This window comes from Flavobacterium rhizophilum (genome assembly GCF_046000485.1).
GTDB classification, from domain to species: Bacteria; Bacteroidota; Bacteroidia; order Flavobacteriales; family Flavobacteriaceae; genus Flavobacterium; species Flavobacterium rhizophilum.
Genome location: NZ_JBELQB010000007.1, coordinates 165,628 through 181,738, shown reverse-complemented (window position 1 = coordinate 181,738; position 16,111 = coordinate 165,628). Strand labels below are relative to the sequence as shown.

The 16,111-nt window shown below is 37.4% G+C and carries 21 protein-coding genes and 1 pseudogene; 13 read left to right on the top strand and 9 right to left on the bottom strand.

Annotated features, from left to right (window positions below; translation table 11 throughout):
* Window positions 1-181 precede the first annotated feature (181 nt).
* Window positions 182-589: an acyl-CoA thioesterase gene (locus tag ABS768_RS11035; RefSeq protein ID WP_408075019.1), complete on the top strand. Its 408-nt coding sequence runs from the start codon at window positions 182-184 to the stop codon at window positions 587-589.
* 47 nt (window positions 590-636) lie between these two features.
* Here the strand turns inward: ABS768_RS11035 and ABS768_RS11030 are convergent, their stop codons facing one another.
* Window positions 637-1,248, bottom strand: coding sequence for an IMPACT family protein (locus tag ABS768_RS11030; RefSeq protein WP_408075018.1), 612 nt, complete (start codon window positions 1,246-1,248; stop codon window positions 637-639).
* Between the two features lie 98 nt (window positions 1,249-1,346).
* On the opposite strand from ABS768_RS11030, the gene ABS768_RS11025 reads away from it, so the two are divergent.
* The 11 genes from ABS768_RS11025 (at window position 1,347) to ABS768_RS10975 (ending at window position 9,369) form a co-directional block, all read left to right on the top strand.
* Complete coding sequence (locus ABS768_RS11025; protein ID WP_408075017.1) at window positions 1,347-2,285, top strand: hypothetical protein; 939 nt, start codon at window positions 1,347-1,349, stop codon at window positions 2,283-2,285.
* 50 nt (window positions 2,286-2,335) lie between these two features.
* A complete protein-coding gene (locus tag ABS768_RS11020) occupies window positions 2,336-2,683 on the top strand; it encodes a hypothetical protein (RefSeq protein ID WP_408075016.1) in 348 nt (115 codons plus the stop codon).
* An 84-nt stretch (window positions 2,684-2,767) separates the two neighbouring features.
* Entirely contained in the window at window positions 2,768-3,694 is a 927-nt protein-coding gene (locus ABS768_RS11015; RefSeq protein WP_408075015.1) for an ABC transporter ATP-binding protein, read from the top strand.
* 1 nt (window position 3,695) lies between these two features.
* A complete protein-coding gene (locus tag ABS768_RS11010) occupies window positions 3,696-4,991 on the top strand; it encodes an ABC transporter permease (protein WP_408075014.1) in 1,296 nt (431 codons plus the stop codon).
* A gap of 27 nt (window positions 4,992-5,018) precedes the next feature.
* Window positions 5,019-6,182, top strand: a complete 1,164-nt coding sequence (locus ABS768_RS11005) for a sigma-54-dependent transcriptional regulator (RefSeq protein WP_408075013.1) — start codon at window positions 5,019-5,021, stop codon at window positions 6,180-6,182.
* 32 nt (window positions 6,183-6,214) lie between these two features.
* A complete protein-coding gene (locus ABS768_RS11000) occupies window positions 6,215-6,853 on the top strand; it encodes a DEAD/DEAH box helicase (RefSeq protein WP_408075012.1) in 639 nt (212 codons plus the stop codon).
* 5 nt (window positions 6,854-6,858) lie between these two features.
* Window positions 6,859-7,302 (top strand): hypothetical protein, encoded by a 444-nt coding sequence (locus ABS768_RS10995; protein WP_408075011.1) that lies wholly within the window; start codon window positions 6,859-6,861, stop codon window positions 7,300-7,302.
* Window position 7,303: 1 nt separating this feature from the next.
* The gene (locus tag ABS768_RS10990; RefSeq protein ID WP_408075010.1) at window positions 7,304-7,783 is read left to right on the top strand and encodes a phosphoribosylaminoimidazolesuccinocarboxamide synthase; all 480 of its coding nucleotides are present in this window, start codon (window positions 7,304-7,306) and stop codon (window positions 7,781-7,783) included.
* Window positions 7,784-7,815: 32 nt separating this feature from the next.
* On the top strand, window positions 7,816-8,028 hold the full coding sequence (locus ABS768_RS10985; RefSeq protein WP_408075009.1) for a putative signal transducing protein: 213 nt from the start codon (window positions 7,816-7,818) through the stop codon (window positions 8,026-8,028).
* Window positions 8,029-8,033: 5 nt separating this feature from the next.
* Window positions 8,034-8,573 (top strand): GNAT family N-acetyltransferase, encoded by a 540-nt coding sequence (locus ABS768_RS10980; RefSeq protein WP_408075008.1) that lies wholly within the window; start codon window positions 8,034-8,036, stop codon window positions 8,571-8,573.
* Complete coding sequence (locus ABS768_RS10975) at window positions 8,557-9,369, top strand: alpha/beta hydrolase (protein WP_408075007.1); 813 nt, start codon at window positions 8,557-8,559, stop codon at window positions 9,367-9,369. The genes ABS768_RS10980 and ABS768_RS10975 overlap by 17 nt, the downstream gene beginning before the upstream one ends.
* Here ABS768_RS10975 and ABS768_RS10970 read toward each other — a convergent pair.
* The 5 genes from ABS768_RS10970 to ABS768_RS10950 all read right to left on the bottom strand — a co-directional run bounded on the left by ABS768_RS10970 (window position 9,366) and on the right by ABS768_RS10950 (window position 10,491).
* The gene (locus tag ABS768_RS10970; protein ID WP_330442810.1) at window positions 9,366-9,563 is read right to left on the bottom strand and encodes a hypothetical protein; all 198 of its coding nucleotides are present in this window, start codon (window positions 9,561-9,563) and stop codon (window positions 9,366-9,368) included. The two genes, ABS768_RS10975 and ABS768_RS10970, sit on opposite strands and share 4 nt — an antisense overlap.
* Before the next feature lie 97 nt (window positions 9,564-9,660).
* A complete protein-coding gene (locus ABS768_RS10965; RefSeq protein WP_408075006.1) occupies window positions 9,661-9,888 on the bottom strand; it encodes a hypothetical protein in 228 nt (75 codons plus the stop codon).
* Window positions 9,881-10,078, bottom strand: coding sequence for a hypothetical protein (locus tag ABS768_RS10960; RefSeq protein WP_330122755.1), 198 nt, complete (start codon window positions 10,076-10,078; stop codon window positions 9,881-9,883). The genes ABS768_RS10965 and ABS768_RS10960 overlap by 8 nt, the downstream gene beginning before the upstream one ends.
* A gap of 2 nt (window positions 10,079-10,080) precedes the next feature.
* Entirely contained in the window at window positions 10,081-10,284 is a 204-nt protein-coding gene (locus ABS768_RS10955) for a hypothetical protein (protein WP_408075005.1), read from the bottom strand.
* 6 nt (window positions 10,285-10,290) lie between these two features.
* Window positions 10,291-10,491 carry a hypothetical protein gene (locus tag ABS768_RS10950; RefSeq protein ID WP_408075004.1) on the bottom strand — a complete coding sequence of 67 codons (201 nt, stop codon included), beginning with the start codon at window positions 10,489-10,491 and terminating at the stop codon, window positions 10,291-10,293.
* Between the two features lie 119 nt (window positions 10,492-10,610).
* On the opposite strand from ABS768_RS10950, the gene ABS768_RS10945 reads away from it, so the two are divergent.
* Window positions 10,611-12,242: an ABC-F family ATP-binding cassette domain-containing protein gene (locus ABS768_RS10945; RefSeq protein ID WP_408075003.1), complete on the top strand. Its 1,632-nt coding sequence runs from the start codon at window positions 10,611-10,613 to the stop codon at window positions 12,240-12,242.
* 51 nt (window positions 12,243-12,293) lie between these two features.
* Here ABS768_RS10945 and ABS768_RS17895 read toward each other — a convergent pair whose 3' ends face one another.
* From ABS768_RS17895 to ABS768_RS10935, 3 genes and pseudogenes are all read right to left on the bottom strand, one after another.
* A complete protein-coding gene (locus tag ABS768_RS17895) occupies window positions 12,294-14,090 on the bottom strand; it encodes a YfbK domain-containing protein (RefSeq protein WP_456264638.1) in 1,797 nt (598 codons plus the stop codon).
* Between the two features lie 618 nt (window positions 14,091-14,708).
* Window positions 14,709-15,380: pseudogene (locus ABS768_RS17890) on the bottom strand (carboxypeptidase-like regulatory domain-containing protein); the annotation flags it as partial.
* A gap of 151 nt (window positions 15,381-15,531) precedes the next feature.
* Window positions 15,532-16,050, bottom strand: a complete 519-nt coding sequence (locus tag ABS768_RS10935; protein ID WP_408075071.1) for an RNA polymerase sigma factor — start codon at window positions 16,048-16,050, stop codon at window positions 15,532-15,534.
* Window positions 16,051-16,111 lie beyond the last annotated feature (61 nt).

The following is a 16,111-nucleotide window of genomic DNA, read 5'->3' as shown; positions in this document are numbered from 1 at the left end:
AATTAAATGTTTATTATTGGTTGTTTTGCAAAAGAAAAAACAGAGAATTTTACTCCTCTACGGGAGAACAAATATGTAAACAATTTTTTTTAAAAAAAAATGGTTTGCATATTGATTTTTTTAAAAAAATATTGTAAGCGAATTTAAATAAAAATTAAAACAAAATTAACAGTAAAAAAATATGAAAATTCATGAATTTAGTGTAAGGGTCAGATATGCTGAAACCGATCAGATGGGGGTTGTTTACCACGGTAACTACGCTCAGTACTTTGAAATGGGGCGTGTAGAATGGCTTAGAAATCTGGGACTTACGTATAAGTTTATGGAGCAAAACGGTGTTATGTTACCTGTTGTCTCCTTGTTAATGAATTACAAAAAACCAGCCCGATATGATGATTTGTTAACAGTTCGTACTATCTTCAAAAAACAGGAATCTGTGAAGATAGAATTTGACTACGAAATCCTAAATGAGGCAGGTGAGTTATTAACAACCGGCAACTCAGTTTTGGTGTTTGTAGACATGAAAACAGGTCGTCCTGTTACTCCTCCCGGCTATGTTGCCGAGAAAATGCAATTAGTTAAAAATTAATTAAATTTAACAGATTGTTAAATTACACACAAACTGCAAAACCTAAGTCAGACTTCCTTGATTTCTATCTCGTATAAACTGTTAAATGCCTCAAATACCATTGGGGCATTTTTCTTTCGGGTACTAATCGTTACTTCACAGTCCATCTCCATTTTTTGAGCGACTATGTTTAGGTTCTTTTCTTTAATAACGCGCATAACCTTGTTCATATTATGGTAACCGAATTTAATTTGGTAATGAACATCGATTGTTTTCTCTATTATCTCCGATGCTTCCAGTGCCATTTGTGCCGAAGTACGGTAAGCTGTTATCAGTCCGCCCACTCCAAGTTTTACTCCGCCAAAGTATCTGACTGATATAACCAGTACATTCGTAACATCAAACGATTGTATCTGTCCGTATATGGGCATTCCGGCGCTATTGTTAGGTTCGCCGTCGTCGTTAGCGCGATAGTATAGTTTTTTCTCATCAGTACCCAGTTGGAAGGCATAACACCAGTGGCGTGCCGAATGGTGTTGCTTTTTAATGTTTTCCAGTATGGATTTTACCTCGTCTTCACTGGTTACGGGAAAAGCGTAACCGAAGAACTTACTGTTCTTTTCCTTGAAAAGTGTTTCTTCCGATGGGGCTGCGAGTGTTTTGTAGGTGTCTTTTTCCAAGAGATTAGCTAATTGGCTGCAAAGGTATTTTATATAAAACGGAATTGCAAACCATGGTAAAATTGAGTATACTTGTGTGTAACTAACTTAATTTAATTATGAAAAATCATCTTACCTTTTTACTTGTTCTTTTTACCTCGTTTATTGTTAATGCAACCACATGGGATGAACCATGGCAAAAAGAGATTATCCAAAAGTCTGACTGTTTTGTTTACGGGAGTGTTATTAAGGTTAACGATACCGTTGTTACTGTAAATGTTGTGAAGTCTTTTGGGAGGGTTTTGACAGGTCAGATTAAAATAGACGGCTTTTTTATGTTGGAGTTATGTAGTATGAGCGGAGGGCATGGGCCTGAACTTCATTTTAAAGAAGGTGATGAAGGGTATTTCTTTTTAAAGAAAGGTGATAACGGTAATTATATGATACCAACTCCATCGTCAGGTTTTGATATAATTGTCGATGGTTCTGTACATGCAACTTACAGGCATACCTATCATCAGGCAGCGGTTGATCCTAAAGTGTATGAAATGACTTATTCCCAAATTTGGAACTATTATCATAACAAAAAAGTAAATGATGTTGAAGTTAAAAAGTTTATAGAGGAATATCTTTCAAAACCGGTTGCCGGCTTTGAGGAGGATGAACTTGATTTGTTTTTTAATCAGCATGTAGCTTTGGAAACGGCTTATCTGTTAAATATTCCGGTTGATTTTGATACGCTTAAAAAGTTTGCCGAGTCTGAAAATTATCATTCCCAAATATCAGCAATGCGTTGTATGGGGGTGCAAAACACTTCTGAAGCAAAAAAATATATTATCACTTATATTCAGCAGGAAGATAAGAGTTCTTTTTCAAAAGTTATGGGTATAGAGGGGCTTATAGCTTCGGGCGATAAAAAATATATAAAGCAACTGATAAATATAAAAGACAAGGTGAGTGATGAGGAAACAGGATTTGGCGGAAACATAATGGATCCAAGGGTGTGTACTTCGGTTCCGTCTCCAAGAATGGCTATTGAAATGATTGCAGAGGGTTAGTTTGATGTAAGCCTTTGTTTTTTGTATTAGTAAGTAAAAAATAATTTTCAATGAGGATAGCTCATATTAAAAGTAATAATGATTATTTCTGGTTGTGCATCCCGTTGAGGGATAAAATAAGGTTTGAATCCAAACTGCTGGCAATGGAAATAGAGTTTCATTTTGATGAGAGTTATTCGATGCCCGAAAATGACATAAGGTATTTTTTTAGGGAAGAAGATTCAGGCCGTGTTGAAGATGCTTACCGCAGTTGCCGGATAAGGGTTGTTTCGGCAGATAAAGGGTTGGTAAGTGTTTCCAAGCCTATACGACTAACCCGATTTTATATAAAAGTGTCGATTATAGTAGTGGTAGTTTTTATAATAGTTTCGTTGTTATTAACGCTCTTTACGGGTTAAATTGTTTCCTATTTCGGTATCTGTTTTATTTTTTTCGGTATCCGCTATATAATTTTTACTTTTACGTCATCACAATCAAATCAGATGGATTCAATTTTAAAAGTAAATAATGTTGTTAAGCAGTATGGTGATTATACAGCTTTAAACAGCGTTTCCCTTGATGTTCCCAGAGGTAGTATTTACGGACTTTTAGGTCCTAATGGCGCCGGGAAAACCTCACTTATAAGAATTATTAACCAAATTACAATGCCCGATAGCGGTGAGATTTTACTCGACGGAGAAAAACTAAAGCCGGAACATGTTGCCCATATAGGTTACATGCCTGAAGAAAGAGGGCTATACAAAACCATGAAAGTGGGTGAGCAGGCACTATACCTGGCACAGCTTAAAGGGATTTCCAAAGAGGAAGCAAAAAAACAGCTGGAATACTGGTTTGATAAACTGGAAATAAAAGGCTGGTGGAATAAAAAAATTCAGGAACTTTCTAAAGGTATGGCACAAAAAATTCAGTTTGTGGTTACGGTGCTGCACCAACCTAAACTGTTAATATTTGATGAGCCGTTTAGCGGTTTTGACCCTGTTAATGCTAACCTTATTAAAGATGAGATATTGGAGCTTCGTGACAAGGGGGCAACAGTTATATTTTCTACCCACAGGATGGAAAGCGTGGAGGAGATGTGTGATCATATTGCGCTTATCCATAAATCCAATAAACTTATTGAGGGTAAACTGCACGATGTGAAAAAACAGTACAGAACCAATACTTTTGATGTGGGGATTGCACCCTATAATTTCCAGCAGTTACTGGCCGATATCAATACGAAATTTAAAACAGAGAAAGCCGATTTTAAAACGCTTGACGACGAACTTAAACTGGCTGTTACCCTGCCACAGGGAGGCTCTCCACGTGATTTGATGCAGTATTTAATGCAGCACGGTGAGGTAACCTATTTTGTAGAGAAGATACCTAGTGTTAACGATATTTTTATTCAAACCGTAAGTCAGAAATAGTATGAGCCTATCCCTTATTATAAAAAGAGAATTTAATGCCAAGGTGCGAAATAAGTCGTTTATAGTAATGACTTTTTTGAGTCCGTTGCTTGTTGTGGCAATGGGGTGCCTTGTTGGTTACCTGGCAAGTGTAAATGGTGACGAAGTTAATAAAGTAGCCGTTTATGATAAAGCAGGTTTACTGAAGTCGGATTTTGAAAATACGGATTATACTGAATATACTGACCTGTCTGGCATGTCGCTTGAGAAAGCCAAAGAAAAAGCATCTGAAGGTTATTTGGGACTTATTTATGTCCCAGAAGTAGACAGCTTGCCACAACTGGCCAATAAGGTGGAGTATATTACTAACGAAACACCAAACCTTGAATATGTTTCGGAGATTGAAGGTGTGGTAAATAGTAAGCTTACCAAATACAATTTGAAGCAGCTTGGGTTTGATTCTGACAAAATAGATAAGGCTAAAACCAAATCGAATATTCACCTGAGTAAGTTTAGTGGTGAAGAGACATTTAAGGAAGGAAGTATTCTTAAAATAGCTTTGGGAGGTTTATCGGGCTATCTTATCATGATGTTCGTTATTATATATGGTAATATGGTAATGCGAAGCGTTATCGAAGAGAAAACCAATCGTATTATAGAAATCATTATATCATCGGTTAAGCCATTCCAGCTAATGATGGGTAAAATTATAGGTACATCACTTGCAGGAATATTACAATTTTTAATATGGGCCATATTGGGTCTAACCCTGTTTTTTGTACTTAACATGGTATTTGGAGTGCAAATGGGAGGCGCAGCAGCCCAACCTGAAGCTGCTGCTGCAACACAGGAAGCAATGAGTAGTGTACAAATATACCTGTCGGAGTTTGCAAAACTTCCTCTGGCTACCATATTTATTTCGTTTTTACTGTATTTTATAGGAGGGTACTTCCTCTACAGTAGTTTTTATGCTGCAATTGGTGCTGCTGTAGATAGTGAGACCGATTCTCAGCAGTTTTTACTGCCTATAATAATGCCGTTAATGCTTGGGGTTTATGTGGGAATATTTACGGTTATAAGCGACCCGCATGGTACTGTGGCAACCGTATTCTCCATGATACCGTTAACATCGCCTATTGTAATGCTTATGCGTATACCTTTTGGAGTACCTATGTGGCAAATAATAGTTTCACTACTTATTCTTTTTGGAACCTTTTTTGCAGTGGTGTGGTTCGCCTCAAAAATATACCGCATCGGTATACTTATGTATGGCAAGAAACCAAGCTATAAAGAAATATTTAAGTGGCTTAAATATTAATTTTAAAATCAAACAATCAACGAGAGTATGTCTAAAATACTTATTATAGAAGACGAAGCGGCTATCCGCAGGGTATTGTCAAAAATACTGGCAGAGGAGAACGATTCGTATAAAATTGAAGAAGCCGAAGACGGGCAGCAGGGTATAGAGAAAATCAAGGAAAACGATTTTGATCTTGTACTTTGTGATATAAAAATGCCTAAAATGGACGGTGTTGAAGTACTGGAAGAGATAAAAAAAATAAAGCCTGAAATTCCGTTTGTAATGATATCCGGTCATGGTGATTTGGAGACGGCTGTTCAAACTATGCGTTTAGGAGCGTTTGATTACATTTCAAAACCACCTGATTTAAATCGTTTACTTAATACCGTACGTAATGCGCTAGACAGGAAAACACTGGTAGTAGAGAATAAAAGACTTAAAAAGAAAGTAAGCAAAAACTATGAAATGATAGGGAACAGCGAACCTATAAACCTTATTAAGGATATTATAGAGAAAGTTGCCCCAACAGATGCCCGCGTACTTATTACAGGGCCAAACGGTACAGGTAAGGAGCTTGTGGCACACTGGCTGCATGAAAAGAGCGAGCGTAGTGCTTCTCCCTTTATTGAGGTGAACTGTGCGGCTATACCAAGCGAGCTTATTGAAAGCGAACTTTTTGGTCATGTTAAAGGAGCATTTACCAGTGCTGTGAAAGACAGGGCAGGTAAGTTTGAAGCTGCTGATAAAGGAACTATTTTTCTTGATGAGATAGGGGATATGAGTCTGCCTGCACAGGCAAAGGTACTACGTGCCCTTCAGGAAAACATGATACAAAGGGTAGGTGCCGAAAAAGATATTAAAGTGGATGTTCGTGTAATAGCGGCCACGAATAAAGATCTTAAAAAGGAAATTGAAGAAGGACGCTTCCGTGAGGATTTATACCACCGTTTGGCTGTAATTTTAATTAAGGTTCCGGCACTTAATGACAGGAGGGACGATATTCCTGAACTAATAAGCCATTTCTCCGGTAAAATTGCTGCAGAGCAGGGTACGGCTCCAAAATTATTTTCGGATTCTGCTGTAAAACTGCTACAGGAGTACGACTGGACGGGTAACATCCGTGAGCTCCGTAATGTGGTAGAGCGCCTTATTATTTTGGGCGGTGGGGAAATCTCTGAAAATGATGTAAAACTTTTTGCTAGTAAATAAATGACGGACCATAATTGCTGGTCAACGATATTATGTTTTTAAAGAAGATATACGAAAAACTCGCGCAGGGAGTGGAGCAGGCAGGTTTTACCGAGCCTACCGAACTGCAAAAAGAAAGCTTTGGTACTATTAAAAGTGGTGCCGACTGTGTGCTGGCCATGCCTAATGGCGGAAGTAAATCCACAACTATTGTTATTAACGTAATCCAAAAGCTTCAAAAAGCATTTGAACAGTCTCCGCGTGCCCTTATTGTGGTACAGGATAAGGAAAAGGTTCAGGAAATGAAGGAGATGTTTGAGGTACTGGGCAAGTATACCAATTTAAGGGTTTATGGCGTGTATGACAAGAGCGACATTGACGAAGATAAAAACCAGATATCTGTAGGTATTGATGTGCTTATTGGTACACCAAATAAGCTTAACGATATGTTTGGTGGTGCCGGTTTTGATGTAAACCAGCTTAAAATGTTTATAGTTGATGATACCGAGACATTGCTTAAAAACCGACAGGAGCCGAAAATTAGCAGGATTTCTAATAGTATAGCCAAGGTACAACGTATCTTTTTTACCGATGTGATTACCGAAAGGGTAGAGATACTGGCCGACAGGATTATGGTTGAGCCTTATTTCTTTGAGTTTGATGATGAGGAGGAAGAGGCTGATGAGAATTAGAAAAGATGAATACATTTAAGATTTATGAATATACAGAAAAGGCTTCGGGCCTTTTCGGTTTTTTAAGGCGGAAAGGCCAAAAAGCTCCGCTTGGGGAAATCGTTTTTCATAATGATAAAATAGTAGTAGCCGGTAAGGAGATTCTTCTTGCTGAATTACAACAAATACGTATTCCTGTATTTCATGATTATTACGGTAGAAATGATAGAGGTAACACTTCTCAGGGTGATAATAATTTGATAGAGTTGCTGTTGATGGGCGGAAATAAAGAGACGTATTACTTTGCTTTGAGTGAGCGTTATGAAGTACGCAGTATAAAAGACCAACTCATAACTTACTATAAAGCAGGGAAGTTTGAGTTTGATAACCTTACCCTGGTTTTAGGACTTGAAGATTATAATGCCGTACTTAATTTTAAGAGAAGTCTTACTAGTAATAATTTAACTTAAAATGGATAAGAAGTTTAAAACGAAAACAGGTTATTGTCATGTGCTTCCAGACAATATAGTCCTTACAAGAGATGGAGTTTTAGGTGAAATATCAAAAATTGCCGTTGGCAATACAATGACAAGGAGTATGATTATATATTCACTTTTTTTAGTTTATCTTATTTATAAAGTAGTAACGCTATACGCAATAGGCGATATGGTAAGGGCTATATTTCATTTAGCAGTTGCGGTGTTATTGTTTTTTGCGTTGCTTAAAAGGGTGAATAACTCTGCTACTCCTGTAATACCAAGAAATAAAATAAAAGCAGTTACGTTTAAAAAAGCAACAGCTTTAACCAGGGCCTATTTTTTAATTGATTTTGAAGATGAGAAAGGCAAACTTAAAAAAAGAATAATCATGTTACCGGGGTCTATGTCGGGAGGATATGAAGCTGCAGAGGGCGCCGTTAAAATAATGCAGGAAGAAAAGCTTATTGCCTAAAATGCCGTATCTTTAAGTAAAAACATAAAGCTATGGCATTAGTAAAAGTATATTCCGGTAGTGAGATAGAGGTAGCCCCGGTAAAAGCAGTATTAGAGGAGGCAGGTATTAACCCTGTTGTTAAAAACAATGTACAGTCGGCTACCCTTGCAGGGTTTGGTTCATTTGGTCAGGCTATGGAACTCTATGTAGAGGCCTACGAGGCCGATAAAGCCAAAACACTTATAACAAACTATATTAAATAAAAAGAATGCTTCCGGTAAAAGAAACCCAAAGATTACTATTTAGGGAATTAGAGCTTACAGATGCAGAAGCCATGTTTGAAATGGACTCTGATCCTGATGTGCATTTGTATTTGGGTAACAATCCCGTTAAAAATATTGATGAGGTAAAATTCGTTATAGAGAACCTACAATGGCAATACAAAACCTTTGGTATGGGGCGTATGGCAGTTGTACTTAAGGAGACAAATGAGTTTATAGGTTGGGCAGGGTTTAAAAGAGAACGTAATGTAAACGGACATGAGGTTTTTTGCGATTTGGGTTATCGTTTTCTTAAAAAACACTGGGGTAAGGGATATGCCGGTGAATCGGCTAAAGCCTTTGTGGAACACGGCTTTAATGAAATGAAACTGGAAAAGATAAATGCCTATGCTGATGCTGCGCATACCGCTTCACGCAAGGTACTTGAAAAGGCAGGTTTGCAATATATAGAAACTTTTGATCTTGATGGTGTTGAAGAGGTATGGTATGAAATGCTAAACCCAAATATTTATGCTGAAAAGTCTTAAACTTATAATGATTACATTACTTTCTTTTTTCACATTACTTTATTTGCTGGCTGTAACACTGCTATATTTTAATCAGGAGAAAATTATATTTCCTGCCGAAAGGCTGTTGCAGGAGTATGAGTTTAAGTTTGAAGGAAAATTTGAGGAACTTTATATTTCGATGAGTGATAATATAAAGCTTAACGGCCTCCTGTTCAAAGCCGAAAATTCCAAAGGACTTATTTTCTACCTACACGGTAATGGAGGTGCATTAGATTCATGGGGAGATATTGCATCTACCTATACCAATTTGGGTTATGATATTTTTATACTGGATTACAGAGGTTATGGTAAAAGCGAAGGCTATATAGAAAGCGAAGATCAGTTTTTTAACGATGTGAAAAGATCATATGCCGAACTCCTTAAAAGATATAACGAGGATAATGTAATTATTATGGGGTACAGTATAGGCACCGGATCGGCAGCCATGCTGGCATCACTTAACAACCCAAAATTACTTATATTAAAAGCACCTTATTACAGCCTTAGTAATGTAATAGACGGCAGAGTGCCTTTTATGCCAGAATTTTTAAGGAAGTATAAATTTGAAACCTATAAGTTTTTGGAGGATGTAAAATGCCCTGTATATACTTTTCATGGTACTAAGGACAAGGTGATACCTTTTTCCAATTCAGAAAAGTTAAAAGAAGCATTTCCAAATAAAATAGAACTAACTACATTACAGGGAACTGACCATTTGATTAATGGCGATAATAGTGTTTATAAAGCAAAGCTTGCAGAGATATTGGCAGACTAATGTTTTGTTTTTTGATGTTTTTTTCTTTTTTCAAACAGGTAGCCTATAATAAGGCCTACTACTATCCAAAAGGGGATGCCCAATAGTATTTTGTGGTAAGAGAGTGTTTCGCCGTCAATTATAGGGAAAATAATCATGGCTATAATGTAAAGCACTCCGCCCCATACGAGTCCGGATCTTAACCATCTTTTCATGACTTCTTATTTTTGCAGGATTAATTTACTAAGAAAGGTACGATTATTCCTTTAACTAAGCAATGATGGGCTGGAAAAGAAATAGTTAAATGTAAATTTAGAGGGTAGTTTTTTTCTTTACTGTAGTCTTTTTGGCTTTTATCGAGATAAATGAAAAAAGAAATCCTCCCATAAGGTATCCTAACAAATCGGTTAAATTATATAATGCAAGGAAGTCATTAAGCTCAAATACTTTTACTAAAAACGGCAACAGAATAAATTTCCACAACCCTATCCATACAAAAAGGCATAATATTCCTGTTAACCAGTTTTTTGATTTATTCATCTATTTGTTTTTTAGGTCCTTTTTTTCTTGAAAAATAGCCAAACAGTAACCCGAATATTATCCATAAGGGAAACATGAAAATGCATTTTTTAATGTCAATTTCTACACCGTCATATAGCGGAAAACCTATGTTCATTAAAAAGAACATAAATATTCCCCAGCCTATCCCAAATTTCATCCAACTTTTCATGCTTATCCGTCTATTTGTTTTTTAGGACCTTTGTTTTTTCTGTGATTGTAATAACTAAAACCTAAGCCAAAAATACACCATACAACAAAGCCTATTATAATTCTTAAAGGCTTAAGGGTTTCTTCACTCATTAAAGGGAAGACTATATCTAATAAAAGGCTCATTATTAATGCCCATGTAAAACCCTGTACTATCCAGTTTTTCATAAGTTATTAGTTTGGAGTTTTAGTGTTTTGTTTTTTTAACGAATACTTTACCCAAAAAAAGCTGGCAGCTATCCATACCGGTATGCCTACAATAACCCTAGTTTGTAAAGGTACTTCATCATTTATGCCAATAAGAGGGAAAAGAAAAGTGGATATAGAGAACATAAGTACAAAAAATATAAGTCCTGCTATAATTTTTTTATTCATTGTAAAGTGTATTTGTGACAATAGCCAAATATATGTAAACTTCTTAATCTAAACAAAATGTGTGTTGATTGTGTAATTGCCTAATTATCCTATCTTTGCGGCTTCAAAAAAATACCTCTATGATAACTGTAGATGCGCTTTCGGTACAATTTGGCGGTACCACATTATTCAGCGATGTTTCTTTTTCTATAAATGAGACAGATAAGATTGCCCTTATGGGTAAAAACGGGGCAGGAAAATCAACATTGCTAAAAATAATAGCAGGAGTTAACAAGCCTTCAACCGGAGCTATATCGGCACCAAAAGGGACTGTTATAGCTTATCTTCCGCAGCATTTACTTACAGAGGATAATGCTACGGTTTTTGAAGAAACATCAAAGGCTTTTGCTACTATCTTTAAGATGAAGGAAGAGATTGATGCCTTAAATGAGGAACTTACCGTTCGTACCGATTATGAGTCAGACGAGTACTATAAGATTATTGAAAGGGTATCTGAGCTTAGTGAGAAGTTCTACTCTATTGAAGAGGTGAACTATGAGGCTGAGGTAGAGAAGGTGCTTATTGGTATGGGCTTTAGCCGTACCGACTTTACAAGACCTACATCTGAATTTAGCGGTGGATGGAGAATGCGTATTGAGCTTGCTAAAATACTGCTTCAAAAACCGGACCTTATCCTGCTGGATGAGCCTACTAACCACATGGATATTGAGAGTATACAGTGGCTGGAGGATTTCCTTTTAAACAGTGCTAAAGCGGTTATCGTAATTTCTCACGACAGGGCTTTTGTTGATAATATTACTAACCGTACCATAGAGGTTACTATGGGAAGGATATACGATTATAAAGCGAAATATTCACATTACCTTGAGCTTAGAAAAGACCGCCGTGCACAACAGCAAAAGGCGTATGATGAACAGCAGAAGATGATTGCCGAAAACATGGAGTTCATTGAGCGTTTTAAAGGGACTTATTCTAAAACCTTACAGGTACAGTCGCGCGTTAAAATGCTGGAAAAACTGGAGCTTGTAGAAGTTGATGAGGTAGATACATCGGCACTAAGGCTTAAGTTTCCGCCATCACCACGTTCGGGTCAGTATCCTGTGGTGGTAAATGAGCTTTCAAAATCATACGGTGATCATGTAGTGTTTAAAGATGCTTCGATGGTTATTGAACGTGGACAAAAACTAGCCTTTGTAGGTAAGAACGGTGAAGGTAAATCGACCATGATTAAAGCCATTATGGGAGAGCTTGAGTTTGAAGGAAGCCTTGAGGTAGGGCACAATGTACAAATAGGATACTTTGCGCAAAATCAGGCATCGCTTTTAGATGAGAACCTAACTGTTTTTGAAACGATAGACCGTATTGCTGAAGGTGATATTCGTACCCAGATAAAAAACCTGCTTGGTGCGTTTATGTTCAGTGGGGATGATACAACCAAAAAAGTAAAAGTACTATCGGGTGGAGAGAAAACACGTTTGGCTATGATTAAGCTATTACTTGAACCGGTTAACGTACTTATTCTGGATGAGCCTACCAACCACCTTGATATGCGTACTAAGGATATTATTAAGGATGCTCTTAAAGCTTTTGACGGTACATTGATATTAGTATCGCACGACAGGGATTTCCTTGACGGACTGGTGACTAAAGTATTTGAGTTTGGTAACAAACGTGTTAAAGAACACTTTGAAGATATTAAAGGTTTCCTTGAACTTAAGAAGATGGAAAACCTAAGGGAGATAGAGAAATAATATTTCTATTACATTATATAACAAAGGCAGGATTTAATCCTGCCTTTTTGGTTATTGTACCATATTTACGAGTCGTATAAACTCGACTTTATAGCCATCGGTATCATTTTTAATACCTTCTTTTGCGAGTTTCTCAATCTTTTTAGACGATTTACTTGGTATAAGCTCAGAGTCCCTTAGTTTAAGCCCAAACCACGCTACTGATGCGGCAAACTTAAAGTCGGCAGAAGCTTTATCGAGTTCAACAGGTTCGTTTTCTATAACCAGTTCTGTTTCGGTACTCTTATTGCCATCCGGTTTTTTGTGCCTTAATTTAACTGTTGCGAGTTCATCTTCATATTTGCTTTTCTCTTTTGCCTGTTGGGTATACTTCAGTTTTGAATCAGGGGTAAAGTAATCACTTTCCACACCAACCGGGATTATTTCATATAAAGCCGTAACGGTATGTCCGCTACCCAGTTCGCCGGCATCTATAGCATCATTTTCAAAATCCTGATCCCTTAATTTACGGTTTTCATAACCTATAAGCCTGTACGACTGTACATGTTTAGGATTAAATTCAATTTGTATTTTAACATCCTTAGCTATAGCATACATAGAGCCTTTAAATTCTTTTTGAAGAAAACGATCGGCTTCCTGCATGTTGTCTATATAGGCATAGTTACCATTCCCCTTATCTGCCAATATTTCCATTTTGGAGTCCTTGTAGTTACCCATTCCGTAACCAAGGCAGGTAAGGAACACACCGCTTTCTCTTTTTTCTTCAATTAGGGTTTGCATCTCCCTGTCGGAAGAGTCTCCTACATTAAAATCACCGTCGGTAGCCAGTATTACACGATTGTTTCCGCCTTTAATAAAGTTTTCCTGTGCCGTTTTGTAAGCCAGTTCAATACCCTCCCCACCGGCAGTACTGCCACCTGCCGATAGCTCATCAAGGGCATCAATTATTTTTGTTTTTTCACTTCCGTTAGTTGAAGGCAATACCAGTCCGGCAGCACCTGCATAGACCACTATTGCAATTTTATCTTCAGGGCGCATTTGGTTAACCAGTAGTTTCATAGACTGTTTAAGCAATGGTAACTTATTGTCATCACTCATAGAACCACTTACATCTATAAGGAATACAAAGTTAGAAGCCGGTAATTCGTCCATTGGTATATCTTTACCTTTAAGTCCTATTTTAAGCAGCTTGTGGTCAGGATTCCAAGGGGCGTCACTATATTCTGTATTGATAGAGAACGGTTGTTTGCCTTTAGGCTGAGGATAATCGTATTTAAAGAAGTTTATCATTTCCTCAACACGAACCGCATCTTTAGGTACTTTTTGTCCGTTGTTTAAAAAGCGTCTTATATTAGTATAGGAAGCATTATCAACATCAATAGAGAAAGTAGAAAGCGGATTTGTAGTAGGATTTTCAAACTGATTTTCCTCAAACATATTATAGCTCTCGCGGTCTACCTGTATTTTAGACGGATCTAAAGGTTCGTTTTCCTCTTCGTCCTCTTCAATAATTTCGCGGGCATATTCTCCCTGTTTTGTTTTGATAACCACAACACCGTTACTTCCTCTCATACCGTATAACGAAGTTGCACCGGCATCTTTTAAAACCCTGATGTTAGCCACATCATTTACATTCATATTCTTTACGGTCTCCTCATCTACCGGCATGCCGTCAAGGATGTAAAGGGGAGTGCTGTTTCCGCGGGTTGTAACAACGCCCTGTAGCAACGCCCTTTTCTCTGAGTCTGACTGATTGTCTAAAGCGGCTGTGTTCAGCTCTATAGTTGTACCTTTTACTGTAGTTATAACAAGTACACCGTTAACACCTTTGTCTCCGTAAGCCGATATTGCATCCTGGTCTTTAAGTATTCTAATTGTAGCAATATCATTTTGATTTAAATTCCTGAAGGTATCTTCGTTAACCGCTACTCCATCTACTACATACAGAGGTGCTATACTGGTTTTATCAGCTATATTTAAAATAGCTGTATATGTTTGCTGATCTGTTTCAGAAATTTGTCCCGGTAACTCACGAAACTGAATTCTTCCGTTAGATAAGGTGTCATATTCTATATCGTTAGAGGTTACTACTGAAGCCTCTTCTTTATACATATTTTTACGTAAATAGTCCTGATTGTTTTGAGAACCCTTGTCAGCTTTACTTGTTAGAACGCTTACATAACTTGTAGACTGCTTGTCCCCGTCTCTGAAAATACGTTTTGAATTGGCTTGACTTTCTCTGTTTTTACGGGTATAGACTTTGTTTTGTTGGGAATTCATATCTACATACCCACTTTGCATACTTATATTGTCTATTGAATTACTGTCTTCAATTTTTACACCTGCCACTCTTCCCTGTAAACTTTGTGATATGTTAGTGTTTATATTCTGCTCTTCTATGTTTGCTACAGCCATTGCAGATTTAGCTACAGTAGTAACACGGTATACATCTTTAACAACTTCATTAAGCTGTATACCTTCGTTTAGCTGTACATTTACTTCTTTATTGTTCTCTTTAAGAGCTACAGTTTGGCTGCTGTACCCAACAAAGGCGAAGTCTAAAGTGTCTCCAACTTTAGCAACGATGGTATATTTACCGTCTAAATCGGTTTGAACTACCTGATTGGTGCCTTTTATATACACATTTACAGAAGGAAGCGGTCCCGTTTCATCACTTACAATTCCCGTTATAGTGTCTTTACCAAAATAAAGGCTGTTAAGGTGGGTGTACTTATCCTTTGAAGGAACTATAAATTCATTTAAATTCTCGTTTTCAGGATCCTGTAGGGCTACGTTACTATAGGCGGTGGCAGAATAAGAACTATCATCCTTTTTAGGTGTTATTTCTCCTTTTACCCGAAATTCTCCTTTGTCGGTTCTGGTATTCCAAACTATTGCTTTTTTCGTTACAGGGTCAAAGTGTATGGAATCGGCTTCTATTGTATAAGTTGTATTGTTTCCTTCCCCTACAACCACTTCAATTTTTTGAGTATCCCTTACTGTTGTTGGGTTAAATGTTTCCTCTACTTTATTGTGGTCTATAGCGGTAACCTGTGTTTCGGGGTTTAGTTCGGGTTCTGTAGGGTTAGCGTGTTTTTTAAAGAACTGACCACCTATAGCTAATAATATTAGCAACATGGCAGCAATCCCGCCATATCTCCAAAAAACAAGGCCTCTTGGTTTCTTTTTGTGGTCCAGTTTTTCTTCAACCCTGTCCCATATCGCTTCCATTCGGTCAAAGCCTTTGTTCTCGACTTTTCCGGCAGCGTTTTTAAACTGATTATCTAATTTATTTTGATTTTCCATAGCTGTTTTCATTTTGATAATAAACACTGTTTATTAAATCTTTTAATTTACTGCGGGAGACATTTAATTGTGATTTCGAAGTCCCTTCTGTAATATTCAGCATTGCAGCTATTTCTTTATGAGAGTAACCTTCTATGGCAAAAAGGTTAAATACCGTACGGCAACCTTCAGGAATGTAGTCAAGCAGTTTTAGCAGGTCTTCCTCTTCGAGACTGGCCGGTTCGTTTTGCGAAGGCTCTGCCGCTGTGCTCATGTCTTCAATATAAATATTAAAGTTTACCTTCCTTTTTAAAGTTAAAAGACACTGGTTTATGGTTATACGCCTTGCCCAGGCCTCAAAAGCCTTAACTTCTTTTAACTGATTGAGTTTTGTGAAAATGGTATAAAAGGCATCGGCCACTGCCTCTTCTATTTCCTCTTCACTCTTTAAATACCTTTTGCAGGTGTGGTATAGCTTGGGTGCCATAAGTTCATACACCTGCCTTTGGGCATTTCGGTGCATGTTCCTGCATGCTGTTATGAGTTTTTCGTCTATCACAATATGTCTCTTTGTTTATATAGAG